23 protein-coding genes are annotated in these 23,836 nt (G+C 67.7%); 11 read left to right on the top strand and 12 right to left on the bottom strand.

Annotated elements, in window-relative coordinates; genetic code table 11:
- Positions 1-281: 281 nt before the first annotated feature.
- The 7 genes from GKZ92_RS21460 to GKZ92_RS21430 form a co-directional block, all read right to left on the bottom strand.
- A complete protein-coding gene (locus GKZ92_RS21460) occupies positions 282-1,670 on the bottom strand; it encodes an IS1380-like element ISGosp1 family transposase (RefSeq protein ID WP_006360329.1) in 1,389 nt (462 codons plus the stop codon).
- A 294-nt stretch (positions 1,671-1,964) separates the two neighbouring features.
- Positions 1,965-3,353, bottom strand: a complete 1,389-nt coding sequence (locus tag GKZ92_RS21455; protein ID WP_006360329.1) for an IS1380-like element ISGosp1 family transposase — start codon at positions 3,351-3,353, stop codon at positions 1,965-1,967.
- 134 nt (positions 3,354-3,487) lie between these two features.
- On the bottom strand, positions 3,488-4,987 hold the full coding sequence (locus tag GKZ92_RS21450; RefSeq protein ID WP_006357982.1) for a phytoene desaturase family protein: 1,500 nt from the start codon (positions 4,985-4,987) through the stop codon (positions 3,488-3,490).
- Positions 4,984-6,117: a glycosyltransferase gene (locus GKZ92_RS21445; RefSeq protein WP_006357981.1), complete on the bottom strand. Its 1,134-nt coding sequence runs from the start codon at positions 6,115-6,117 to the stop codon at positions 4,984-4,986. The genes GKZ92_RS21450 and GKZ92_RS21445 overlap by 4 nt, the downstream gene beginning before the upstream one ends.
- The gene (locus GKZ92_RS21440) at positions 6,104-6,961 is read right to left on the bottom strand and encodes a carotenoid biosynthesis protein (RefSeq protein WP_006357980.1); all 858 of its coding nucleotides are present in this window, start codon (positions 6,959-6,961) and stop codon (positions 6,104-6,106) included. Before GKZ92_RS21440 ends, GKZ92_RS21445 begins: the two co-directional genes overlap by 14 nt.
- Before the next feature lie 65 nt (positions 6,962-7,026).
- Positions 7,027-7,740 carry a hypothetical protein gene (locus tag GKZ92_RS21435; protein WP_006357979.1) on the bottom strand — a complete coding sequence of 238 codons (714 nt, stop codon included), beginning with the start codon at positions 7,738-7,740 and terminating at the stop codon, positions 7,027-7,029.
- A complete protein-coding gene (locus GKZ92_RS21430) occupies positions 7,737-8,879 on the bottom strand; it encodes a polyprenyl synthetase family protein (protein ID WP_006357978.1) in 1,143 nt (380 codons plus the stop codon). The genes GKZ92_RS21435 and GKZ92_RS21430 overlap by 4 nt, the downstream gene beginning before the upstream one ends.
- A 113-nt stretch (positions 8,880-8,992) precedes the next feature.
- Between GKZ92_RS21430 and GKZ92_RS21425 the strand changes: the two genes are divergently transcribed.
- Positions 8,993-9,286, top strand: coding sequence for a hypothetical protein (locus GKZ92_RS21425; protein WP_187346521.1), 294 nt, complete (start codon positions 8,993-8,995; stop codon positions 9,284-9,286).
- 57 nt (positions 9,287-9,343) lie between these two features.
- On the top strand, positions 9,344-10,624 hold the full coding sequence (locus GKZ92_RS21420) for an alpha-hydroxy-acid oxidizing protein (RefSeq protein WP_035753713.1): 1,281 nt from the start codon (positions 9,344-9,346) through the stop codon (positions 10,622-10,624).
- A 62-nt stretch (positions 10,625-10,686) separates the two neighbouring features.
- Here the strand turns inward: GKZ92_RS21420 and GKZ92_RS21415 are convergent, their stop codons facing one another.
- Positions 10,687-11,643 (bottom strand): oxygenase MpaB family protein, encoded by a 957-nt coding sequence (locus GKZ92_RS21415; protein WP_006357975.1) that lies wholly within the window; start codon positions 11,641-11,643, stop codon positions 10,687-10,689.
- 83 nt (positions 11,644-11,726) lie between these two features.
- Here GKZ92_RS21415 and GKZ92_RS21410 point away from each other — a divergent pair, with 83 nt between their 5' ends.
- The 5 genes from GKZ92_RS21410 to GKZ92_RS21390 all read left to right on the top strand — a co-directional run bounded on the left by GKZ92_RS21410 (position 11,727) and on the right by GKZ92_RS21390 (position 16,244).
- The gene (locus tag GKZ92_RS21410; protein ID WP_006357974.1) at positions 11,727-12,431 is read left to right on the top strand and encodes a TetR/AcrR family transcriptional regulator; all 705 of its coding nucleotides are present in this window, start codon (positions 11,727-11,729) and stop codon (positions 12,429-12,431) included.
- 28 nt (positions 12,432-12,459) lie between these two features.
- Positions 12,460-13,107, top strand: a complete 648-nt coding sequence (locus tag GKZ92_RS21405) for a TetR/AcrR family transcriptional regulator (protein WP_006357973.1) — start codon at positions 12,460-12,462, stop codon at positions 13,105-13,107.
- Positions 13,108-13,231: 124 nt separating this feature from the next.
- Positions 13,232-14,446, top strand: a complete 1,215-nt coding sequence (locus tag GKZ92_RS21400) for an acyl-CoA dehydrogenase family protein (protein WP_006357972.1) — start codon at positions 13,232-13,234, stop codon at positions 14,444-14,446.
- Positions 14,443-15,459: a phosphotransferase family protein gene (locus tag GKZ92_RS21395; protein ID WP_006357971.1), complete on the top strand. Its 1,017-nt coding sequence runs from the start codon at positions 14,443-14,445 to the stop codon at positions 15,457-15,459. Before GKZ92_RS21400 ends, GKZ92_RS21395 begins: the two co-directional genes overlap by 4 nt.
- Before the next feature lie 38 nt (positions 15,460-15,497).
- A complete protein-coding gene (locus GKZ92_RS21390) occupies positions 15,498-16,244 on the top strand; it encodes an SDR family NAD(P)-dependent oxidoreductase (protein WP_006357970.1) in 747 nt (248 codons plus the stop codon).
- 104 nt (positions 16,245-16,348) lie between these two features.
- Here the strand turns inward: GKZ92_RS21390 and GKZ92_RS21385 are convergent, their stop codons facing one another.
- Entirely contained in the window at positions 16,349-17,056 is a 708-nt protein-coding gene (locus tag GKZ92_RS21385) for a histidine phosphatase family protein (RefSeq protein ID WP_006357969.1), read from the bottom strand.
- Positions 17,057-17,191: 135 nt separating this feature from the next.
- Between GKZ92_RS21385 and GKZ92_RS21380 the strand changes: the two genes are divergently transcribed.
- Positions 17,192-17,608, top strand: a complete 417-nt coding sequence (locus GKZ92_RS21380) for a VOC family protein (protein WP_006357968.1) — start codon at positions 17,192-17,194, stop codon at positions 17,606-17,608.
- 12 nt (positions 17,609-17,620) lie between these two features.
- Here the strand turns inward: GKZ92_RS21380 and GKZ92_RS21375 are convergent, their stop codons facing one another.
- Positions 17,621-18,682, bottom strand: coding sequence for a sigma-70 family RNA polymerase sigma factor (locus tag GKZ92_RS21375; protein WP_155225630.1), 1,062 nt, complete (start codon positions 18,680-18,682; stop codon positions 17,621-17,623).
- 669 nt (positions 18,683-19,351) lie between these two features.
- On the opposite strand from GKZ92_RS21375, the gene GKZ92_RS21370 reads away from it, so the two are divergent.
- Positions 19,352-20,515: an ROK family transcriptional regulator gene (locus GKZ92_RS21370; protein WP_006357966.1), complete on the top strand. Its 1,164-nt coding sequence runs from the start codon at positions 19,352-19,354 to the stop codon at positions 20,513-20,515.
- A 35-nt stretch (positions 20,516-20,550) separates the two neighbouring features.
- Here the strand turns inward: GKZ92_RS21370 and GKZ92_RS21365 are convergent, their stop codons facing one another.
- Together GKZ92_RS21365 and GKZ92_RS21360 are read right to left on the bottom strand one after the other, a co-directional pair.
- Entirely contained in the window at positions 20,551-21,396 is an 846-nt protein-coding gene (locus GKZ92_RS21365; protein ID WP_035753719.1) for an ABC transporter permease, read from the bottom strand.
- Positions 21,396-22,412, bottom strand: a complete 1,017-nt coding sequence (locus GKZ92_RS21360) for a daunorubicin resistance protein DrrA family ABC transporter ATP-binding protein (RefSeq protein ID WP_035753720.1) — start codon at positions 22,410-22,412, stop codon at positions 21,396-21,398. The genes GKZ92_RS21365 and GKZ92_RS21360 overlap by 1 nt, the downstream gene beginning before the upstream one ends.
- A gap of 284 nt (positions 22,413-22,696) precedes the next feature.
- Between GKZ92_RS21360 and GKZ92_RS21355 the strand changes: the two genes are divergently transcribed.
- Positions 22,697-23,098, top strand: a complete 402-nt coding sequence (locus GKZ92_RS21355; protein WP_006357963.1) for a TOBE domain-containing protein — start codon at positions 22,697-22,699, stop codon at positions 23,096-23,098.
- On the top strand, positions 23,095-23,835 hold the full coding sequence (modA, locus tag GKZ92_RS21350) for a molybdate ABC transporter substrate-binding protein (protein WP_035753721.1): 741 nt from the start codon (positions 23,095-23,097) through the stop codon (positions 23,833-23,835). The genes GKZ92_RS21355 and modA overlap by 4 nt, the downstream gene beginning before the upstream one ends.
- Position 23,836: the final 1 nt, after the last annotated feature.

Here is a 23,836-nt window from a genome sequence, read left to right as displayed (position 1 = left end):
CCTCCCGCTGCCTGAGGTGCGAGCGAAGCGAGCCTCGAAGGCCTGATGAGATGACGTCACCAGGCCTTCGAGGCTCGTCGCTATCGCTCCTCGCTCCTCAGGCAGCGACAGTGGCCTGCCGTCGCTCGCTCCTCAGCCTGGATCCGTGGAGGGGTGTGGGTGAGTGGTGGTGGGGTGTGCGTGAGTGGTTGATCGTGTTGTGGGCGTCGGGTATTCGCTGATCTTGCGTCAGCTTTTTCACTGGGTTTCCTGGTCGTGGGTGGGCGTGTTGGGGTGTTGGGTCAGGTGGTGTTCACCGCGGCCCACAGGGTGGTGAATGCGTGTTGGGATGGCCAGTGTCGGGGCAGGTGCAGGATGGGTGTTCGTGCTGGTCGGGCCAGTCGGGCGGGCACGGCGATGAGCGTGCGGCGCAGCGTCGCTCCGCGCGCGGCTCGTAGTCTGGGGGCCGCGCTGAGCGCGGCGAGGGTGCGCATGAGGTTGTGGCTGATGGCGGTCAGGGCCAGCCAGGCGGCGTTGGCGCCGAAAACGCCGGAGGGAAGATGCGCCAGCGGTCCGTCGATGAGGTCGGCGAACACGGTCTCGATGACGGCGTGGCCGCGGTGGTTGATGTCGGCGGTAACGGTGTCGTCGGTGGTGTTGGTGAAAAACGAGTGATACCGCCAGGCCGGCATCAGGGTGTCGGTGTCGGCGGGGTGATGGGCTTTGACTCGCCGCACGATGAGTCGGGCGGTGATCGGGTGCGGTGAGAGTGGTTTGACCGTGTAGGTGGTTTCGGCGACTTCGGCATCAGAGATCAACTCGCCGGTGTCGGGGTCGGTGACCGCCCCGGGATAGGACACCGGTGTCCAGGCGTCGTCGCCGATGGCGGTGATTGCGCGGGTGATCGCGGTGTTGGTCCGCAGGACCAGCGAGAACGTGGCGCCCAGGCGTTGGCAGGTAGCCATCACCTCGGCCGACCCGTAGGCGGCATCCGCGCGCACGGTGATCTCACCGGCGGCTCCGGCGCGGCGGGCGGTGGCGATGGTTTCGGCGAGCATCGTTGCTGCTCCGGCGCCGGAGGCGGCGCGCCCGGCGCGCAGCCAGGCGTTGGCGATCACCGGTGGGTGCTCGGGTGCACTGAGGGTGGCGATCAGCGGTGAGAGGCCCCGACGCAGCAGTTCACGTCCGGCGATCTTGGCGTGTCCGTAGGAGGCGCCGGTCTTCTGGTAGCCATAGACCGGGCGCAGCAGGGAATCGATATCGAGGAACACGCGGGCACCGTCGGTGGGTAACAATCCTGCCCGGGCACACATCGCCGGCAGCGAGCGCGTCATCACGGCGTTGAGTTGTCGGGTGTGCCCGGGGGTGAACTCCCGCAGGGTTTGTCCGATCGTGGCCGGGGCGTATACGCGGTCGAACAGGCGGGTGTGCCCACCGGCCCGGACGATGTCGAGGTCGTCGATACTGTCAGCGCCGCAACATAACCCGGCGATCACGGTCAGCAGTTTCGCTTCCAGGTTGGCTCCGGCGGAAGCGACCCGGGTGGTGCCCAGATCGACCCGTTCGGCCAGCAATGCGGCCACCCCGGTCGAGTGAGCCAATTCCATCACCGGCACCAACCCGGCATGCGACACCAGATTGTCATCGTCAAAGAGTGCCGACGTGGCCGAGAAGCTGTGTGATACTTTCACTGAAAGTGCCTTCTGAGCTGGGATGTTTAGTGTCTCAACACCACCAATCATCCCAGCTCAGAGGGCATTTTTATATCACCGACACCCCACACCCCTCCACGGATCCAGGCTCAGGGAGCGAGAGTGGGTTCGCGTCGCTCGCTCCTCAGCCTGGATCCGTGGAGGGGTGTGGGTGAGTGGTGGTGGGGTGTGCGTGAGTGGTTGATCGTGTTGTGGGCGTCGGGTATTCGCTGATCTTGCGTCAGCTTTTTCACTGGGTTTCCTGGTCGTGGGTGGGCGTGTTGGGGTGTTGGGTCAGGTGGTGTTCACCGCGGCCCACAGGGTGGTGAATGCGTGTTGGGATGGCCAGTGTCGGGGCAGGTGCAGGATGGGTGTTCGTGCTGGTCGGGCCAGTCGGGCGGGCACGGCGATGAGCGTGCGGCGCAGCGTCGCTCCGCGCGCGGCTCGTAGTCTGGGGGCCGCGCTGAGCGCGGCGAGGGTGCGCATGAGGTTGTGGCTGATGGCGGTCAGGGCCAGCCAGGCGGCGTTGGCGCCGAAAACGCCGGAGGGAAGATGCGCCAGCGGTCCGTCGATGAGGTCGGCGAACACGGTCTCGATGACGGCGTGGCCGCGGTGGTTGATGTCGGCGGTAACGGTGTCGTCGGTGGTGTTGGTGAAAAACGAGTGATACCGCCAGGCCGGCATCAGGGTGTCGGTGTCGGCGGGGTGATGGGCTTTGACTCGCCGCACGATGAGTCGGGCGGTGATCGGGTGCGGTGAGAGTGGTTTGACCGTGTAGGTGGTTTCGGCGACTTCGGCATCAGAGATCAACTCGCCGGTGTCGGGGTCGGTGACCGCCCCGGGATAGGACACCGGTGTCCAGGCGTCGTCGCCGATGGCGGTGATTGCGCGGGTGATCGCGGTGTTGGTCCGCAGGACCAGCGAGAACGTGGCGCCCAGGCGTTGGCAGGTAGCCATCACCTCGGCCGACCCGTAGGCGGCATCCGCGCGCACGGTGATCTCACCGGCGGCTCCGGCGCGGCGGGCGGTGGCGATGGTTTCGGCGAGCATCGTTGCTGCTCCGGCGCCGGAGGCGGCGCGCCCGGCGCGCAGCCAGGCGTTGGCGATCACCGGTGGGTGCTCGGGTGCACTGAGGGTGGCGATCAGCGGTGAGAGGCCCCGACGCAGCAGTTCACGTCCGGCGATCTTGGCGTGTCCGTAGGAGGCGCCGGTCTTCTGGTAGCCATAGACCGGGCGCAGCAGGGAATCGATATCGAGGAACACGCGGGCACCGTCGGTGGGTAACAATCCTGCCCGGGCACACATCGCCGGCAGCGAGCGCGTCATCACGGCGTTGAGTTGTCGGGTGTGCCCGGGGGTGAACTCCCGCAGGGTTTGTCCGATCGTGGCCGGGGCGTATACGCGGTCGAACAGGCGGGTGTGCCCACCGGCCCGGACGATGTCGAGGTCGTCGATACTGTCAGCGCCGCAACATAACCCGGCGATCACGGTCAGCAGTTTCGCTTCCAGGTTGGCTCCGGCGGAAGCGACCCGGGTGGTGCCCAGATCGACCCGTTCGGCCAGCAATGCGGCCACCCCGGTCGAGTGAGCCAATTCCATCACCGGCACCAACCCGGCATGCGACACCAGATTGTCATCGTCAAAGAGTGCCGACGTGGCCGAGAAGCTGTGTGATACTTTCACTGAAAGTGCCTTCTGAGCTGGGATGTTTAGTGTCTCAACACCACCAATCATCCCAGCTCAGAGGGCATTTTTATATCACCGACACCCCACACCCCTCCACGGATCCAGGCTCAGGCAGCAAGGGTGGGGTCGCCTCAGGGAGAAGGAGACCGGGCGATCAGATCCGCCACGATCTTCGCCGACATCATCACCAGCGGGAGTCCGCCGCCGGGGTGCGACGACCCGCCGACCAGGTACAGGCCCGGGATCGGCGAGGTGTTCTTCGGCCGTAGGAAAGCGGCGCGCGGACCGTTCGACGACGAGCCGTAGATCGAGCCGCCGGGAGTCATGGTGCGGCGCTCGAGATCTGCCGGCGTGACCAGCAGTCGGTGACGGACCTGGTCGCGGACGTCCAGGCCGCGGTCGGCCATCACCTGCATGATCTGGTCTGCGTACTTGTCCGCGAGTCCTGCTGCATCCCAGTCGACTCCGTGCTCAGGGTCGTGCCGCGGTGCGTTGACGAGCACGAACCAGGCGGCGGTGTCGGGACCTGGGACGATCTCCGGATCGTCGGGCGCGGAGATGTACACGGTCGGACGTGCGACAGGCCGCGGCGGGCCGTTGAAACCGAAGACCGCGTCGAACTCCTCGTCGTAGTCCTCGGCGAACAGAACGTGATGGTGGGCCTGATCGGCGGGCGGGTTGTCGAGCGCGAGGAGGAGGACGAAGCCCGACAGCGACGGTGTCGAACGACGAAGCAGTGCAGAAGGAATGCGAGCGGAACGGCGGGGAACAAGTCGGTCGAAGACCTGTCGGGCGTCGGCATTCGCCACGACGAGGTCGGCGGGGCGACGGTTGCCGTCGGCGAGTACGACGCCGTCGGCGCGGCCGTGCTCGTCCGTCGAGATCCGGGACACCTCGACCCCGAACTCGATCCGGCCGCCCATGGTGAGCAACCGATCCCGCATCGCGGTGGCGATTCGGCCGAGACCGCCGCGCACATACCAGGAACCCCAGGCCTGCTCGGCCCACGGAACTGACGCCAAAGCCGCCGGGGCGCGCCGCGGATCCGAACCGGTGTAGGTGGCGTAACGGTCGAGAAGCATAGCGAGCCGTGAATCGTCGAGATACTCGGACCCGAGGCCGCGCAACGTTTTCCAGGGCGCCACGGTACGGACGTCGGACGGGGTGGCGATCCCGCCGATCATCGTCCGCACGCTCATCGGCGACTCGAGGAACGGCCCGTGGGTGACGTCCCAGATCGCCTGGGCGCGACCGAGAAACGACGACCACTGGTCACCGGATCCGGGTCCGAGTGCGGTGTCGAGCGCGGCGGGGATGTCGTCGAGGGTGTCGGGCAGGTCGAGGACCGTGCCGTCGGGGAATCGATACCGGGCTGCGACCGGCAGACGGTCGAGTTGAAGGAACTGGTCCACCGGGGCGCCGGTGTCGTCGAACAGTTCGGTGAGGACGTGCGGCATGGTCACCAGAGACGGGCCGGTGTCGAAAACGAAACCGTCGTGCTCTATGACGCCGAGTTTGCCGCCGACGGTGTCGAATTGCTCGAGCACGGTGACGTCATGACCGGCCGCCTGCAGGCGCATCGCCGTGGCGAGTCCGCCGACGCCGGCGCCGATGACGATGACGCGGCTCATCGGGAGACCTCGATCGTGCGTCCCTTCCACTGCAGTTCGCCACGACGGCGGGCGATCGTCGAATCCGCGGCGAGAAAGGTGAACAGGACGATCGATACGGGGTGCCCGAGGGCGTCGGGGAAGGCGCGTCCGCCGGTGCAGCGCGCGGCCACGAGTCGTGAGGCGACGCCGGCGAGGTATCCCACCAGTCCGGTGCGCGAACCGGTGAGAGCGGCCAACGCCGGGATCACGTACGTGAGGCATAGAGCGGCGGTCACCGCCGACGTCCCGGCCGGGGAGCCGAATGCGGACCACAGTGACTTGCGGTATCCCGCACGGACTTCGTGCCAACCGTCGTACATGTGGCAGGTCGCCACGGTGCTTCCCTCGGCCACCACGCCCCGCCCGCCGGCAGCCTTGATCGCACGGAGAAGTGCGATGTCCTCCAGCACCACGTCGCGGACCGCCTCATGCCCTCCGGCACGGCGGTACGTGGCGGCGTCGACCATCAGGAACTGACCATTCGCGGCGGTCAGGGATTTGCGCGGGGAACGTTCGGCGAGGCCTAGCGGGAGCGTGCTGAGCCACGACCACTGCAGCAGGGGTTGCACCAGACGTTCGGCAGCACTGGTCGCGACCTGCCTCGGGTAGGGGCTGACGAGATCCAGCCCGGCGTTGCGCAACAACACGGACGACGACGTGAACGCCTGGGGTTCGACCACGACGTCGGCGTCGACGAAGGCGAGGGTGCCGTCGGGGGAAGCGTTGTCGGCCAACTGCTGACAGGCCCAGGACTTCCCGAGCCAACCCGGCGGTGGCGGGGAACCCTCGAACACCTCGAGCCGGTCGTCGCGGGCGGCCAGCCGTGTGAGGACGGCGTCGGTGCCGTCGACCGAACCGTCGTCGAGGACGAGCACACGAGAAGGCCCTGGCCATCGGTCGACGGCCTCGAGGACGGCGGTGATGCAGCGGTCGGCCCGGGTGATCTCGTTCCGCATGGGGATCAACACCGAAAGAGTCTCGGCGGGAGGGATGTCCGCGAGACCTGGTCGGCGGACGCGGATCGCGTTGTCGACGGTGAGAGCGAGCGACGCCAGTGACAGGCCGGTCCCGACCGCCACCGTGCGGCGCCAGAGGTCAGACGCTCGCACCGTGTCTCCTGGACCGGAGCGCCCGCACCTCGAGGACGAGCAGCGGGATCGCGACGACGCCCATCACCACCGCGCCGGTCAGCGCGACCGTCGGGCGACCGAAGAACACCGCATGCGCCATCACCGACGAGAAGTAGGTCCACAGATAGGCGGTGACAGGTACCGCGTCATCGGCGGCGTCGGCATCATCGGCACCGATCACCCGATCGAGGATGGCGATCATCAGGAACGAGACCAGGAGCCAGCCCGCGAAATTCGTCAACGGGATGTCGTCGACCCCGGGCAGCGACGGGTCGGGGAACTGCCAGACCCAGTGACCCTGGTCGACCATCTGCGGATCGAGGAAGACGTCCCAGGCCGTCAGCGCGTACGCCCCCAGGAAAGCGGTCACCACGCGAGCCCGTGTGCCGGACAAGCGCATGGCACCGACGAGTCGCCGCGTCACGGCGAGCGCCGGCCACGACATCATGATCCAGGCCAGCGGCACCAGAACCGGGACGCCGAGCACCTTGAGCCCCAGGCCGTCGGTGTATGCGTATGTGCCGAAGGGGAATCCGGTGCTGACGCCGACCGCCTCGGCGAGAAGTCCACCGCCGCCGGCGATCACGACCAGCGCGACCGCGGCCCCGAACCCGCGCGTGGCGGCGAGATGAAGGGCCGATGCCGACGCCAGCAACACCACGCTCGCGACGGTGAGCGGGAGTGTGCCACCGCCGGTCAGCGGAAATGCGATCTGGACCCCGATGGTCGCGGCGAGGAGAACCCATGCGATCGGGATGAGGTGGTGGCGGTGGGATGCTCTGCGCGGCGGGCCTTCGAGGCTCGTCGCTTGCGCTCCTCGCACCTCAGGCAGCGATGATGCTCCCGCTTGCGCTCCTTGTGATCCGGGCGGCAGATGTCTGGTTGTGCTCATGCCGATCTTCCCTGGTAGGTCCCGGTCACGTCGAGGACGGCGAACCGGGCGAACAGTTCCTCCGCGTACCAACGGGCGGGTTTGGTGCGCGAGATGGCGGACTTGTGTGCGGGCGAGTGGTAGGCGAAGTCGGTGAGGTCACGCGTGGAGTCCCACAGCGAGAAGGTTCCCTGGACGCCGATCGGCAACTCGCCGACGCCGAGCGCGAGCCGATTGCCCTGCGCGCCGGCAAGTTCCGACGCCACCGGCGGAACCGCCCGCCAGAACGACGCCATCGTCGTCGGCCGGAGCCGGGCTCGGGTGAGTGCCGCGACCGGACCCGTCCAGTTTCGTGCACGGTCAACCGGTGAACCTTTGCTCTCGTGGCCGAACGGATCGACCCGCGACCATTGTCCCTTCGATCGGAGCGGGCGCATCGTGATGCGAAGTTCCTCGGTGCTCGAGTCCTGCCAGCGTCGTAGCACTCGCGAATCCGACGATGCGCGAGCCGCATCGTCGTCGTGCCAGACGGTGAGCGCCGCCCAGTGCCGCAGATCGGCGCTCTCCATCGTGAAGGTCTGTGCGGTGCCGGTGCCGAGCAGTTTGGCGAACCGGAGTCCGGGGGTGGCGCGCAACGCACGCCGACCCGACGCCATCCGGCCGAGCGCGGGCATCACCCGGTCGACGCCCCAGATGCGCAGCTCGACCGTCGGGACAGCACGTGAGGTCATGAGCGGCGCCACACACAACGTTCGACGAGGGTGGTCAGGGCCTGACGGGTCTGCTCGTCCACCGATGCGTCCGCGACGACACCGAGTGCGTCCTCGGCGAGTTCGACGATGCGCTGTTCGACGCGTTCGAGTGCGCCGGTGGATTCCACGACGCCACGCATCTGTGCGGCGCCGGCGGCGTCGAGGTCCGGGTTGCCGAGGCAGTTGGCGATGATCCGCCGTTCGGTCCACGTCGCGGATTCCTCGGCCAGCGCCATCAGCATGGTGCGTTTGCCCTCGCGGATATCGTCGATCGCCGGCTTACCGGTGACCTTCTCGTCGCCGAAGACGCCGAGGATGTCGTCGCGCAGCTGGAACGCCTCGCCGGCGCTGAGCCCGATGCGGTCGTAGTCGGCGAGGAGGGCGGCGTCGGCTCCGGCGAGAGTGCCACCGAGCCGAAGCGGCTGGCCGATGCTGTAGCGGGCGCTCTTGTAGCGGAGGACGCGCTCGGTACGGTCGGGGTCGGTGTGATCCTCGGTCTGGCTGAGCATGTCCAGGAACTGCCCCGCGTATGCCTCGTCGCGCATCTCGGTCCAGGTCTCGCGGACGGCCTGGCGGGTGTCGCGGCCGACGGTGTCGACCGCCGCGGCGACCAGGTCGTCCGACCACGACAGGCACATGTCGCCGACGAGGATGGCGACCGCGGTACCCCAGGTGTCCGAATCTCCCCGGCGCTCGAGGGCACGGTGGGTGTCGGCGAAGAGGCGGTGGATGGTAGGCAGGCCGCGGCGCGTGTCGGAGTCGTCCATCACGTCGTCGTGGACCAGGGCGGCGAAGTGGAACAGCTCGATCGCGGACGCCAGCTCGACGACACCGGGGACCGCCTGTCCACGAGCTGCGCCGCGCGCTCCCCACAGGCAGAATGCGGCGCGCAGGCGTTTGCCGCCGCCGATGCGGGCAGCGATCGCGTCCGCCGCCGGAGTGAGTTCGGCACCCACTTTGTGCAGCGTCAGGGCGTGGCGACGGAAATGTGCAGTCAGCACCTCCTCGACGAGTTCGAGGTCGGTCGTCGCGTCGTCGATCGCGCGGAGACCGGAGTTCGTGTCGAGGACAGGCCGGTGGGGGAGGGATGAGTCGGTCATCTCGGCGGTCTGTGTCATGGCGAGGCCCTTCGGGGTGCGGGGTCGGCGCGGGGTTGCGGGTACCCGGTCTTCGGTGCCGTGACACCCGTCGGATGGGTGAGGGGCGCTCAGATGGCGGTAGGTTGGGTCGTATGGCAGTGGATGCAACGGTGCCCGTGGTGGCTGTGGGTCTGGTCGGCGGCTTCGCGGCGGCCCGCTACAGCGGTCGACGAGAGCTCGGCGGGGTGGTCCTCGCGGCGGCGGGTGCCTGGTGTACCCGGCAGTGGGCGGTCAAGCAGGGTCCGGCGGTGGCCGGTGGGTTGTTGGCCGGATATCTGGCGGCATTCGGCGGTTCGCATCCGCTCGCGAAGAAGATCGGCGCCTGGCCGGCGGTCGGCGTCGTGACGGTCGCCGCGGCCGGCGCGACCGCTGTCGCCACGCGCTGACACCCGGCCCGGGAATCCTCCCCGGGGCCTGCGATGCCGACGTTACGATCGGCTCCCATGACCACGGGATACGGGCGAGCGCGGCAGAACGACATCTACACCGCTGGTGTCCATCGGCGAAAGCCCCGCGTACCAACGGATTTCGCGGAACTCGAACGCCGTGCCAAGCGGTCGATGTCGGCTCGCGCGTGGGCGTACATCGGCGGAGGCGCCGGTGAGGGTCGGACGATGGCGGCCAACCGGCAGGCCCTGGACCGCTGGGCGATCGTGCCACGTATTCTCCGCGACGTCTCCGCGCGGAACCTCGAGGTGGAGCTGTTCGGACGTCGCATCCCGGCGCCCGTGCTGTTTGCGCCCGTGGGTGCGGGCTCGCTCGCCGCTCCCGATGCGGACCGTCTGATCGGTCATGCCGCCGCGGAGCTCGGTGTGCCCTACATCTTTTCGAACCAGGCGAGCGTGCCGATGGAAACCGTGGCGGCCGAGATGGACGGCGTGACCCCGGGAGCTCCCCGCTGGTTCCAGCTGTACTGGTCCACCGACGATGACCTGGTCGACAGTCTGCTCGCCCGCGCGGCGGCCATCAGCGCCGACGCGGTGGTCGTCACCCTCGACACCACGATGCTCGGCTGGCGGCCACAGGATCTGAACCTGGGATCGCTGCCGTTCGCGCGGGGCGAGGGGATCGCGCAGTACACCTCCGATCGGCGCTTCGTCGACATCGTCGCCGATCGGCTGCGCACCGCCGCCGAGGAGCGGCCGGAGATCTCGCTCGGCGCCATCGCGACCCTGATCTCGATCACGCGCAACGCACCCGGACGCTTCCTCTCGAACCTCACGTCGCCCCAGCCGCGGGCCGCTGTTCAGACCTTCCTCGACATCTACTCGCGCCCGTCGCTGAACTGGGACGACCTCGCCGGCCTGCGCGAACGCACGTCGTTGCCGATCGTCCTCAAGGGCGTGCTGCATCCCGACGACGCCCGTCGCGCCGTCGACGCCGGGGTCGACGGCATCATCGTGTCCAACCACGGCGGACGTCAGATCGACGGCGCGATCAGCACGATCGACGCCCTCGACGAGATCGCACCCGCGGTCGACGGTCGGATCAAGGTGCTCGTCGACTCCGGGATCTACACCGGCTCAGACGTGTTCAAGGCACTGGCGCTGGGCGCCGACGCCGCATGCATCGGCCGACCACACATGTACGGGTTGGCGCTCGCCGGTGCCGACGGCGCCCGGGATGCGGTGGCCGACATCATCGCCGAACTCGACCTCACCCTCGGCCTGGCCGGTCACACCGATGCCACCGCTCTCGATCGCGAGGCATTGCGGAGGGTCTGAACCGAAAAGCCCGCCCCGCTCGAGATGAGCGGGACGGGCTTCCCCCAACCGGGACAGAAGGCTCAGACCAGGGGCCGACCGGTGCGCATCCGCCAGCGGACGTCGGCGAGCAGGACGTTGAACGGGAAGCTGCGGACCGGCTTGGGTGCGCGGGTGATGATCGCGCGCAGAACGGCGTTGTGCTTGGCGAAGAACAGCTCCTGCCACGGCGACAGACGGACGTCCATCTTGCGGCGGAAGTTGTCCGGCAGGAAGCCGATCGCCAAGATCTCGAAGTACCAGCCCAGCAGCTTGGCGACGACCGGACCCAGGAACTCGGCACGGGCGATCTGCAGCAGGTACCCACGGATGACCGGGTCGATCTCGAGCGTCTCGACGGTCGAGTTCCAGTACTCCTCGAAGGCCTCGCGGTCGGCCGGCCAGGCTTCCCGCGGCACCTGCAGCGTGGTACCCAGCACGGCGCCGGCCTGGTAGAACTCGTCGGTCACCTCGGTCACCCCGCCGAAGATCCGGTGGACGTCCTCGGTCCCGCGGTACAGGCAGGCCGCGACCCAGAGCTGTAGTTTCGGGTCGAAGGCGTTGTACTTCACCGGGCTGTCGGCGGTCGAGCGGACCTGCGCGTGGGCCTTGCCGATCGCCTTGCGGTAGGCCTTGCGGTCCTTGGCGCTGCCCAGACCCGCAACCGCGAGGTAGCTCAGCGTGGTGCGACCCCGCTTGAGTGGATGCTTGAACAGGTTGCCCGAATCGACGCGGCTCTCGTAGACGCCGTAACCGACCGCGGGCAGGCTCAGCTGCATGATGACGTTCGCCGCGCCGGCGATGACGCCGATGCCCAGGGGGTCGAGATCCTGCGCGGAGGGCAGCGCGTCGAGCTCGGCGCGGGACATGCGTGCGGTCGACGGGAGGAACTCGGTGTCTGGCTTCTCCGCCGCGAGGAAGTCCGCGATCTCCGGCGTCACGTCCCCCGGCGTTTGCGGCGACAGGGCCGAACTTCCACTGGTGATAGGCTCCGTTGCCATCGAACACCCCTCCTGGTCGATTTAGGAAACGTTTGTTTCCCGTTTATAAAACATGAACTTACCGGGGTGTCAAGATAGGAACCATGGGAAGAGGACCTTCGACCCCGGAAACCGGGTCTGATGCGGCTGCGTCGGATTCGGCTGCTTCCCTTCGCGCATACGGCGGCGAGGGTGGCGATACCCGGGTCGCGCGACGCCGCGCATCGCTGATCGACGCAGCCCTCGACCTGCTCGGAGCCGATGACGCGGAGGCAGTCACGGTGCGCGGCGTCTGCCGGCGGGCCGGGCTGACCGCACGGTATTTCTACGAGAGCTTCGAGTCGGTCGATCAGCTCGTCGGTGTGGTGTACGACGAGGTCATCGAGGAGATCACCCACTCGGGTCTGGCGGCGTTCTCCGAGGGCGCGACCATGCGCTCCAAAGTGTCGGGAGCGGTTGCCGCCATCGTCGACCTCATCGACCGGGATCGACGCAAAGGCCGACTGCTGTTCTCACAGGCACTGCTGAGCCCGGTGATCGCCGCGAAGCGGATGGAGTCCACCGCCCTCTTCGCCGGTCTGACACTGCAGAGCACCTCGTCGATCCTCGACGTTCATGTCGGCCCCGCCCAGGCCACCGGCGTGGCGCACTACCAGGTCGGTGGGCTGAGCCGACTGCTCGCGGCGTGGCTCGAGGGAGACGTCGAGCTCTCCCAGTCCGACGTCGTCGACCTCAGCGTCGCGTTGCTCGTGTCCCCGGCGGAGATCCTGGAGAAGAGCCTGTCCCACGGCAGCGCCGATGGTGAGTAGTGCTCCACGGGCAGATATGGTCGATCCCATGAGCAGCGGAACCGGCGAAACCGACGTACGACCGGCGAAGCAACCTCTCGGCGCCTGGCGTGACTACGGCGAGCCCGAGCTCCCGATCCCGTTGGCCGCAGCCCTCGAGGCGTTCGCCGAGCAGGGCTACCACGGCACGTCGGTGCGTGAGATCGCCGCGCGGGCCAACCTCTCGGTGCCCGGGCTGTACCACCACTACCCGTCGAAGCAGTCCCTGTTGCAGGGCCTGCTCGAGCGCACGATGACCGACCTGCTGGCCCGTTCGGAGGCGGCGATCCTCGAGGCCGGCCCGGAACCGGTGAAGCAGTTCGACGCGGTCGTCGAATCCCTGCTGCGGTTCCACATGTACCGCCGCGAACAGGCCTTCGTCGGGTCCACGGAGATTCGGAGTCTCGACGACGACTACCGGCCGAAGTACATCGGTCACCGCGACCGTCAACAGCGGATGGTCGACGAGATCGTCTTCGCCGGCGTGGAGGCGGGCGACTTCACCACCGAGTATCCGAAGGATGCGGCCCGGGCGGTGGCGACGATGTGTGTCGGGGTCTCGACCTGGTTCAAGCTCGACGGTCTGCTGGGGCCGGACGAGCTGATCTCCCGGAACCTCCAGCTCGCCCGCGCCCTCGTCGGTTACCGCACCAACTGAGGGCACGGATTTCACCCGGTCAGCCTTGACCGGGATCGCATCGCCTGGCAAGGTATGGACGGCCGAACGATCGCTCGGTCGGCGTCGGGGTGAGTTTCCCGTCGGTCCAGCCAAAGGAGTCACGATGCCCATAGACCTGCGCCACGATCCCGCGGTGGTCGAGCTGGTCGAGAAGACCGAACGCTTCGTCCGCGACTACGTGTTGCCGCTCGAGGACGCGAACGGTGGCGACATCACCGCGGCCGGCGGCGACGACCTCCGTCGCGAGATGAACGCAAAGGCCAAGGCGGAGGGCATCTTCGCGCCGCACGCACCGGTCGAGTTCGGCGGACACGGACTCGACATGGCCGATCGCGCACCGGTTTTCGAGGCAGCCGGCTACTCCACCTTCGGCCCCGTCGCGCTGCACATCGGTGCACCCGACGAGGGCAACATCCACATGCTCGAGCGCATCGCCAGCGAGGAACAGCGCCACAAGTACCTGGCCCCGCTCGCCACGGGTGAGGTTCGTTCGGCCTTCGCGATGACCGAACCGGCACCGGGCGCGGGCTCGGACCCCAATGCGCTGCGCACGCAGGCGGTCCGCGTCGACGGCGGCTGGAAGATCAACGGCGAGAAGCACTTCATCACCGGTGCCGAGGGTGCGGGCTTCTTCATCATCATGGCCCGCACCGCGGGGTCGCCGGGTGATCGCGGCGGCGCCACGATGTTCCTGGCTCCGGCCGGCACCGCGGGAATCACCGTCGGCCGTCACATCAACACCATCGACAAGGCGATGATCGGCGGACACTGCGAGGTCACGTTCGACGACGTCTTCGTCCCCGACGAGGACATCCTGGGCGAGGTCGACGAGGGCTACCGCTACGCGCAGGTCCGCCTCGGCCCGGCCCGCATGACCCACGTCATGCGCTGGCTCGGCGCCGCCAAGCGCTGTCACGACGTCGCCGTCGACTACGTCTCGCGCCGTGAGGGATTCGGTGGCCGACTCGGTGACCTCGGCATGATCCAGCAGATGATCGCCGACAACGAGATCGACCTGGCCGCCTCGCGGGCGTTGCTGCTCAAGGCATGTCACGAACTGGACCTGGGCAACCACGCCTCCGACGAGACGTCGATCGCCAAGACTTTTGCCGGTGAGGCGTATTCGCGGATCGCCGATCGCAGCATCCAGATGTGCGGCGGACTCGGTGTCTCCGCCGACCTGCCGATCGCGCGACTGTCGCAGGAACTCCGCCCGTTCCGCGTCTACGACGGCCCGTCCGAGGTCCATCGGTGGGCCATCGCTCGCCGCGCTGTCGGCCGCGCGAAGAAGGCACAGGCTGCGGCGGGTGCGAAATGACCGGTGTCGAATCAGCTCTCGAGGCCGACAAGCTCCGTCGGCTCCTCGCCGACAACGGCGTCGAACTCGCCGGTGACCTCTCGATCGACCTCATCAGCGGCGGCAAGTCGAACCTGACCTACACCGTCACCGACGGCCAGACCAGATGGGTCGCGCGTCGTCCGCCGACCGGTGGCCTCACCCCGTCTGCCCATGACATGAACCGCGAGTGGGCGGTCACCAGTGCGCTGCAGTCGACCTCGGTGCCGGTCGCACGCACCGTCGCCTTCGACGCCGACGGTTCGATCGTCGGGGCGCCCTGCACCGTCGTCGAGTTCGTCGACGGACGTGTGGTGCGCACCGCGGAGGATCTCGCCGCCTACTCCGATGACGACGTGGCCGCCAACCTCGACGGACTCGTCCGGACTCTCGCCGACCTCCATGCCGTCGATTACCAGGCGGTCGGCCTCGGTGAGTTCGGTCGTCCGGCCGGATTCGCTGCCCGACAGGTGAAGCTGTGGGCCCGGCAATGGGGTCACGTGAAGACGCGCGAGTTGCCCGATGTCGAGCGACTCGTCGAAGCGCTGTCGGCGCGGGTGCCGGAGCAGGCGCGGGAATCGGTGGTGCACGGCGACTTCCGCGTCGACAACACCATCGTCGACGCGAACGATCCGGCGCGCATCGCCGCCGTCGTGGACTGGGAGATGTCCACCCTCGGTGACCCGCTCACCGACGTGGCGCTGATGTGTGTCTACCGGACCGGGGCCTTCGACCAGGTGCTCGGCTTCTCCGCGGCGTGGACCAGCGATCGCTATGCCTCCGTGGACGAGATCGCGCAGAAGTACGCCACCGCAACCGGTTCCGACCTCGGTGACTGGGACTTCTACCTCGGGCTCGCCAATCTGAAACTCGGTGTGATCGCCGAGGGCATCACCTACCGCGCGCTCTCGGGTGCGTCGGCGGGCGACGGTGCCGAGCGTGCGGGCGAGGCCACCGCAGCCTTCATCGCAGACGGTCTGCGTCACATCAGCTGAGCTCGATTCCGGGCAGACAGAGATACGGGGACAAGTGCATGAGTGAAGTGTCGAACACCCGGGCCGCGTTGGTCACCGGCGCATCCCGGGGAATCGGGGCGGCCATCGCCGAGAAGTTCGCGGCCGACGGCTGGGACCTGACGATCAGTGCCCGAGGTCGGGAAACGTTGGAGAAGAAGGCGGCCGAGCTCCGCGAGCACGGCGCAGGTCGGGTCGAGGTCGTCCCGGCCGACATGACCGACACCGACGCGATCACCGCGCTCGGTGCCGCGCACGCCGACGCCTTCGGGCGCTGCGACGCGTTGATCATCAACGCGGGCATGGGGTCCAAGGGCGCGGTGGCGGAGATGCCGGTCAAGCGTTTCGACCGTCTCTACGAGGTCAACGTGCGGGCACCGTACATCCTGCTGCAGGCGGCACTCCCGACGCTGCGGGCAACCGCGGAAACTTCAGGTGCTGCGAAAGTCATCGCGGTGGCATCGATCACCGGTGTCTACCCGGAGCCCGAACTCTCCGCCTATGGTGCGACCAAGGCTGCGCTGATCTCACTGTGCGAGACGTTCAACCTCGAGGAGTCGGAGAACGGCGTCAGCGCGACGACGATCGCGCCGGGCTACGTCAACACCGACATGACCGACTGGCTCAAGGACCGCATCCCGGCCGACGAGATGATCACGGCCGCAGACGTTGCTGTTGTCGCACACTCGATCACGCAGCTGTCGCGGTACGCGGTGCTCCCGAACGTGGTGCTCACGCGTCCGGGCACGAATCTGCATCGGGCGTAACGAGCTTCAACACAGGCGAGGAGCCGCGTCGAATCTCCCTGCGACGGGGGTGGTTCGACGCGGCTCCTCGCTTGCGTTCGTCTACTGTTGCGCGGCCGTAGGCCTCAGCGCACGGTCGAGACCCCGCCCTCGCGGTCGGAGAGGTGTCCGTGTTCGTTGAACGACACGACGGAGACGCCCTGGCGGCCCACGATGAGCTTGGTGATCGACGCATTGACCATGGTGCGCGCCATCGCCGGCCAGTTCTCGTCGGGGATTCCCCACAACTGGGCGATCCACTGGGTGATGGTCCCCGCGGAGGACACCACGAGAACGGTCTGGCCGGAACCCGCCACCTCGGCTGCCCGCGCCGCGGCGTCGTGCACGCGTGCCTTGAACTGGGGGTAACTCTCGGCGGGACCGCCGTCGGGACCCGGATCCGGCTCGTGATCGCCGGCGGCGATCCATCCCGCCAAACCCTTGTCGAGCTGCTGCTGGTAGGCACGGTTGTCGTGGTACATCTCGGGCGAGGCGTGCCCCACCAGTGCGGGCAGCGAGTACTCGTTCCAACCCGCGTCGACGTTGGCGTCGGGGCGGGATTCGAACCTACCGAGCACGCCGTTCAGTGTCTGGCTCTGCCGAACGAGGTCGCCGCTGACTGCTGCGGTGAACCGCTCCACCTGGCCGGCAAGGAACGACCCGGAGAGCGCGGCCTGGGTATCGCCGGTGGCGGTGAGTCCGCCGGGTCCGTTCCGGAGGTCGTCGGTGGCGTCGGATACGCCGTACGCCAACGCATTAGCCTGACCGTGCCGCACAAGATAGATGACGCCCATGAGTGAACATTATTCGATGGCGATGAATTCGTTTGCGGGGGCTGGTCTGTATTGGGTGAGGCCCCCTCCCGGCCGGCGATTCGCACGCGCTCGGGCGGTGGGGCCGAGAGACCCGATCTCGACTGGAGGCCGCCTGTGGCACCGATGCTCTTCGTCAATCTGCCGGTCGCCGACGTCGCGCGGTCACGACGGTTCTTCGGCGCGCTGGGCTTCCGGTTCGACGAGATGTTCTGCGATCCGGCCACGGTGTGCATGCCGATCAACGACACCGCGATGGTGATCCTGATGCAGCGCCGACGCTTCGAAGGGTTCGCGGCCATGAGCATCGCCGACCCCGCGCGGGGGCGAGAGGCTCTCGTCTCGTTCTCCGCCGACAGTCGAGAGCACGCCGACCGCCTCGTCGGCACGGCACTGACCGCCGGGGGCACACCGCTTCGTGAACCCGAGGACTTCGGGTTCATGTACTGCCACAGCTTCTGCGATCCGGACGGTCACGCCTGGGAGGTGGTCTGGATGGACCCCTCTCAACTGCCGCAGAACTCCGAGGATTGACCGGCGTCGACGTCAGTGCCAGGGGCTCGGCGCAGTTCGTGCGGGTGCGTCGTACGGAGTGGCGGGTAGCCCGAACCTGGCGAAATCCTCTTCCATGGTGTCGCTGAAGAACGCCACCACGTAACCGACCTTCTTCGCCTGCGCATCGATGTCGAGGACCTGGAGCTGGAACGGCCGATGGACGCCGTCGGGTTCGCGCATGTACAGACCGAACGCGGGCTGTCCGTTGGCGACCGTGGGCAGCAGGATCTGGTCGCCGGCCTTCTCCGCGGGGCAGTTCTTGCGGATGAGGGTTCCGATGGCCTCCGGGCCCTGGTACCAACCGGTGAATGGCGGCATCTCCCAGATGGCCTTGTCGGTGAACATCTCGGCGATCGCATCGACGTCGTAGCGCTCGAAGGCCGACACGTACCGGGCGAGCAGCTCCCGTTTGGCGTCGTCGTCGAGGACCGACGAGTCCGCACTCGCCGACTCCGCCTGGGGTCGTGCGGTCTTGAGCTGCTCGCGGGCGCGCTGCAGGAGACTGTTGACGGTCGCGGTGGTGACGCCGATGGTGTCGGCGACCTCGGCCGCCCGCCACTGCAGCACGTCACGCAGGATCAGCACCGCGCGTTGTCGTTCCGGTATGTGCTGGAGGGCGGCGATGAACGCCAGCCGGACCGATTCCCGTGCGCCGACGACGAAGGCGGGGTCGGCGGCGTCACCGGGGGTGATCTCGTCGACGGTGCCGGCGTACGGCTCCAGCCATGGCACCTCATGGTTCTGGAGCAGGTCGTCGGTGGGATCGAAGGCGTCGCCCCCGAGCCCGGACGGAAGTGGGCGACGCTGAGAACTCTGCAGCGCGGTGAGGCAGGTGTTGGTCGCGATCTTGTGCAGCCAGGTCCGCGCCGAGGAACGGTGGTCGAACTTGGCATAGCCGCGCCATGCGCGCAGGAAGGTCTCCTGGGCGAGGTCCTCCGCGTCGTGGTGGGAGCCCATCATGCGGTAGCAGTGGGCGATGATCTCGCGACGGAACGGTTCGGCGATCTCGAGGAACTCGGCGTCGGAGACGGACTCGCCCGCGGTTGTGGTCATGCTCACAATTTACCGTCGATCACCGACACACTCGACTCGGTGGAACAACCGACCTCGGTCCGCTCGGCGATGGGCCGCAGGTCGGGTAGCCGCAGGGTGTCGGTGTGGAACCACAGAGGGTGCAACCCGGGTACGACGTCGCGGACGGGCCTGAACTCGCCGGTGAACGCGTAGTCGCGTGGGTATCGAAAACTCCGTCACCTGGAGGAACGGGCTTGCCGCCGCGGCGTCGGCGTTGCTAACTTGATCGACATGACGAGTGTCGACCGCAACCTGTCGGAGGTCACCTATGTGACCACCGCTCTGGGCTGCCGTCTGCCGCTCGCTCGCGTTCTCTGTTGTTGTCGTCGAATGCGCTGAGCCGACGCCTCGTCCGGGGTGTCGCTCCAAGTCTCTTTTCCGAGCACTTCAGCCACCCTGCCCCGCCCTCTGAGCGCGGGGTTTTCGACGAGGACGATCATGACTGCAATTCTTCCTGAGATCTCCGGCCGTACCCTGCGTACCGCGCCCACTCCGCTGACCCGGCGACCTGCATCGCGGCCGGTGCGCCGCGGACCGCAGGTCAACCGGCAACCCGTACCGTTGTCATCCGTACCTTCGTCGGTGCCGTCGCCCCGGCTCCCGGGATCGACCGCGGACCGACGCGGCGTGAAGAAGGGGGATCAGCGGGTGCACGTCTCGACGCCGCGCCTCGAGCTCTCGAACAAGCCGGCCGCGCTCGTCCTCCGGGCCGCTCGCTTGGCCGGCCCCCTCTTCCGCGATGATGCCGCCGAGCGCACCGGTCTGAGTATCTCGACGGTCAACCGCCAGGTCAGCGCTCTGCTGAAGGCTGGTCTGATCCGCGAACGCGCCGACCTGGCCCCGTCGGGAGCCATCGGTCGTCCGCGTCTGCCCTTCGAGGTCAACCTCGCCGAGTTCCTCACCCTCGGTATCCACATCGGATACAAGGTCACCTCGATCACCACCCACGATCTGCTCCACCGCGTGGTCGGTGCCATCCAGATCCCGACACCGGAGGCCGACACCCCCGAGGAGACCCTCGCCGCGATCGGCGTGAGCGCTCGTCGCTTCGCCGAGCGGTGGACCGGGAAGCGTGTGCTCTGGGTCGGCGTGGCGCTCGGTGGGCGTGTCGCCGAGGGCGGCATCGTCGATCACCCCCGTCTCGGATGGGAAGGTGCGCCCGTCGGCCGGGTGATCGCCGAGGCCGTGGGCCTGCCGGTGTCCGTCGCCTCGCACGTCGAGGCGATGGCAGCCGCCGAGCTGGTCCTCAACCCCGTCGACGAGCAGTCGAGCTTCCTGTACTTCTACGCCCGCGAGATGCTGGGCATCGCCTTCAGCGTCGGCGGCACCGTCCACACCCCGACCGCGGGACCTCCGGTCATCGGACACTTCCCGACCGGCGCCACCACGCTGCTCGATCCGCACCGCACGGGTCGACTCGAGCCCGCGGTGAGCGACACCGGGATCGTCGAAGCCGCTCGGGCGCTGGGTCTTTCGGTGACCGACGTCGAAGGTCTGCACGGCCTGGCCCGTGCGGGTGACGCGACCACGCGCGCCCTCTTCGAAGAGCGCGCCGAGGTGCTGGGCCGCACGGTCGGTCTGATCGCCGACATCTTCAACCCGGACCACATCATCCTCGGCGGTCAGGCGTTCACCGACTACCCGACCAGCCTTCCGACGGTGGCACGCGCGGTTCGGGAGACCTCGATCGTCGCCAAGCGTGATGTGCGAGTGTCGCATTCGGGAGCCACGGTGCAGCAGCAGGCGGCCGGCGCGGTCTCCCTGGACGCGATCTACAGCGACCCGCTGCAGGCGATCACTCTGACTGCCTGAACGGGCCGCTGTAGTCCCCTCGATGTCCTAGCGGCTCAGTCGATGGTCCGCTTGTTGTAGGCGCGTAGGGCGAACGGTGCGAAGACCAGGGTCAGCGCGACCGCCCAGATGATGGTCGAGATCACCGGATGCTGTAGCGGCAGCGCCGAACCCGGACCGAACTCCGGACCGTTGCCCCACAGCACACGCAACGCCTGGACGAGCGATGACATCGGATTCCATTCGGCGATCGTCCGCAGCCAGGTGGGCATCGGGTCGGTCGGGACGAAGGCGTTCGACAGGAAGGTGATCGGGAACAGCGTCGAGAACATGAAGCCGTTCACCGCTTCCACGGTTCGCAGCCATGACCCGATGAGAATGCCGAACCAGATCATCGCGAAGCCGAACAGGAGTAGCAGGCAGTACGCGAGAACGGCGTCGACGAACGACCCGCGGACGCGCCAGCCGATCGCGAGACCGGTCAACGACATCACCACGATGCCGATGGAACTGTGCATGACACTCGCGATGCTCCGGCCGATCAGCACCGACGATCGCCGGATGGGTAGCGACCGGAACCGGTCGATGATGCCCTTCTCGAGATCGGCCGTGATTCCCGACGCCACGATGAACGCGGTGAACACGATGGTCTGGCCCATGATGCCCGGCAGCAGGAATTCCTTGTAGGAAGCGCTGTCGGTCTGGATCGACGCACCGAACACGTACGCGAACAACACGACGAACATGATCGGCTGGATCGTGACGTCGGAAAGCATCTCCGGCATACGTCTGGTGTGGATCATGTTGCGTTTGACCATGATCCAGGACTGTTGCCAGAGGGTGGTCGGATGGATGCGCGATGTGTTCGCGACCACCGCGTCTTTCTCAGCAGTGGTGGTCATCAGGCGATCTCCTCGTCGGTGGTGTTGGTGGTGTCCTCGGCGCGGTGGCCGGTCAGGGACAGGAAGACGTCGTCGAGGCTCGGGCGCGCGAGTCCGAAATCGTCGACGGCGATACCGCTTTCGTCGAACCAGGCGGCGACGCGGGGGAGGTCTCCGAGGCCGCCGGAGGCGGTGGTGAGCCGACGAGCGGGAACGTCGACGAAGACCTCGGCACCGTTCTTGCGCAGCAGCGCCTCGGCCGCCGGGAGATCCTCGCCCCGGGACACGGTCAGCACGAGGCTGGCCGAACCGGCCTGTTCCTTGAGCTGCAGCGGCGTGCCGTGGGCGATGATCCGGCCCTTGTCGATGACGACGATGTCGTCGGCGAGCTGGTCGGCCTCTTCGAGGTACTGGGTCGTCAGCAGGAGCGTGGTCCCGTCGGCGACCAGGTCACGCAGGACATCCCACAGTTCCGAGCGGCTCCGCGGGTCGAGGCCGGTGGTCGGCTCGTCGAGGAACAGCACGGGCGGGGCGGCCAGGAGGCTGACGGCGAGGTCGAGTCGGCGGCGCATACCTCCGGAGTACGACTTGACCGGTTTGTTGCCGGCCTCGGTGAGGGAGAACTGCTCCAGGAGTTCATCGGAGCGACGGGTCAGGGTCTTGCGACCGATGCCGTAGAGGCCGCCGATCATGCGCAGGTTCTCGCGACCGGTGAGGATCTCGTCGACGGTCGCGGCCTGGCCGGTGAGGCCCATGTTCTGCCGGACCAGGCCGGGCTGTTCGAGGACGTCGTAACCGGCGATCCGGGCGGTCCCGCTCGTCGGTGGTGACAGGGTGGTCATCATGCGGACAGTGGTGGTCTTGCCGGCGCCGTTGGGACCGAGCAGGCCGAGTATGGACCCGCGCGGGACCGTGAAGCTGACGCCGTCGACCGCGGTGAAATCGCCGAAGCGTTTCACCAGGTCGATGGCCTCGATCGCGACGTCGGGCGTCGCGAGGGCGCCGGGCGCGGCGGCGGGGTCTGTGACTGAGCTCATAACTCTCCACGGTATCGATGGGGTCTGACAAGGGCGAACGATTTTCCGGTGTCTCCGGGTGTAGATGGGGGACATCTCAGGGGCCGTCGCGGAACTGCGGTGTTCCTTGACATGACAGACCGTGGCCCCCCACGGAACTCATCGGTCCGACGGCCCGAACTCCGACGGTCGGCGTGAGGTAAACGCTAAGACTTGAAGCTCACTTGAAGTCAAGAGGCGGTGGTGTTCCGCATCTGCGGATGGGTAGCCGGAGCTATCACGCAGATGCGGTTAGGGTGAACGTCGTGACCGCGATACGGATCAAGGATGCCGCGACTCTGCTCGGCGTCAGCGACGACACCGTCCGCAGGTGGATCGCATCCGGGGTGCTCGCACAGTCCGACGACGGCCCGGTCGCGACGGTCGACGGCGCCCGGCTCGCGGAGCTGGCGCGGGAGCGTGCTGTCGCGCCCGATGATGGGGTGCCTGTCGTGCGTTCTGCCCGCAATCGGTTCACCGGACTGGTCACCGAGGTTCAGGTGGACGGGGTCATGGCGCAGGTGACGATGCAGTGCGGGCCGTTCGAGGTGACCTCGCTGATGAGTGCGCAGTCGGCGCGAGAGTTGGCGCTGGAGCCGGGGTCGGTCGCGACCGCGATCGTGAAGTCGACCAACGTGATGGTCGAGACGAGCCGAGCCGATCGATGACGAGGCGCGGGGTCGCCCTCGTGGTGGTCGGGATGCTGCTCGTCGCGGGTTGCTCGGCGAACGGGTCGGATGGGCGAGTCCTCGACGTCTCCGCCGCGGCGTCGTTGTCGAAGACCTTCACCGCGATCGCCGATGAGTTCGAGAGACAGCACGACGGTGTCGACGTCCGCCTGTCCTTCGACGGGTCGTCGACGCTCGCCAATCAGATCCGGCAGGGCGCGCCCGCCGACGTCTTCGCGAGTGCCGATCAGAGGAACATGTCGAAACTCGGCGAACTGGCCGTCGATCCCGAGATCTTTGCCACCAACACCCTGGTGATCGTCACCGCTCCGGGGAACCCGAAGAACGTCAGGTCCTTGGCCGATCTGACGAAGCCGGGCATCACCACCGTCGTCTGCCAGGTGGCTCAACCGTGCGGCGCCGCCACCGACACCGTGGTACGCCGCACGGGGATCACGATCGACGCGGTGTCGGAGGAGCAGTCGGTGAGCGCGGTGCTCACCAAGGTGGCGACCGGACAGGCCGACGCCGGGGTCGTGTATGTGACCGACGCCCGTGCGGCCGGTGACCAGGTGACCACCGTGAACGATCCGGCGTTCGCGACGGTCGTCAACGACTATCCGATCGCGGTGATCGCCGACGCCGATGACCACGAACTGGCCTCGCAGTTCCGGGACCTGGTGCTCGGCGAGGACGGTCGGCGGATACTGCGTGATGCCGGTTTCGGGGTGCCGTGAC

The organism is Gordonia sp. 135 (assembly GCF_009720185.1).
Lineage (GTDB): Bacteria > Actinomycetota > Actinomycetes > Mycobacteriales > Mycobacteriaceae > Gordonia > Gordonia alkanivorans.
The sequence above is the reverse complement of the archived record's forward strand: the minus strand, read 5'-3'. Positions and strand labels throughout refer to the sequence as shown.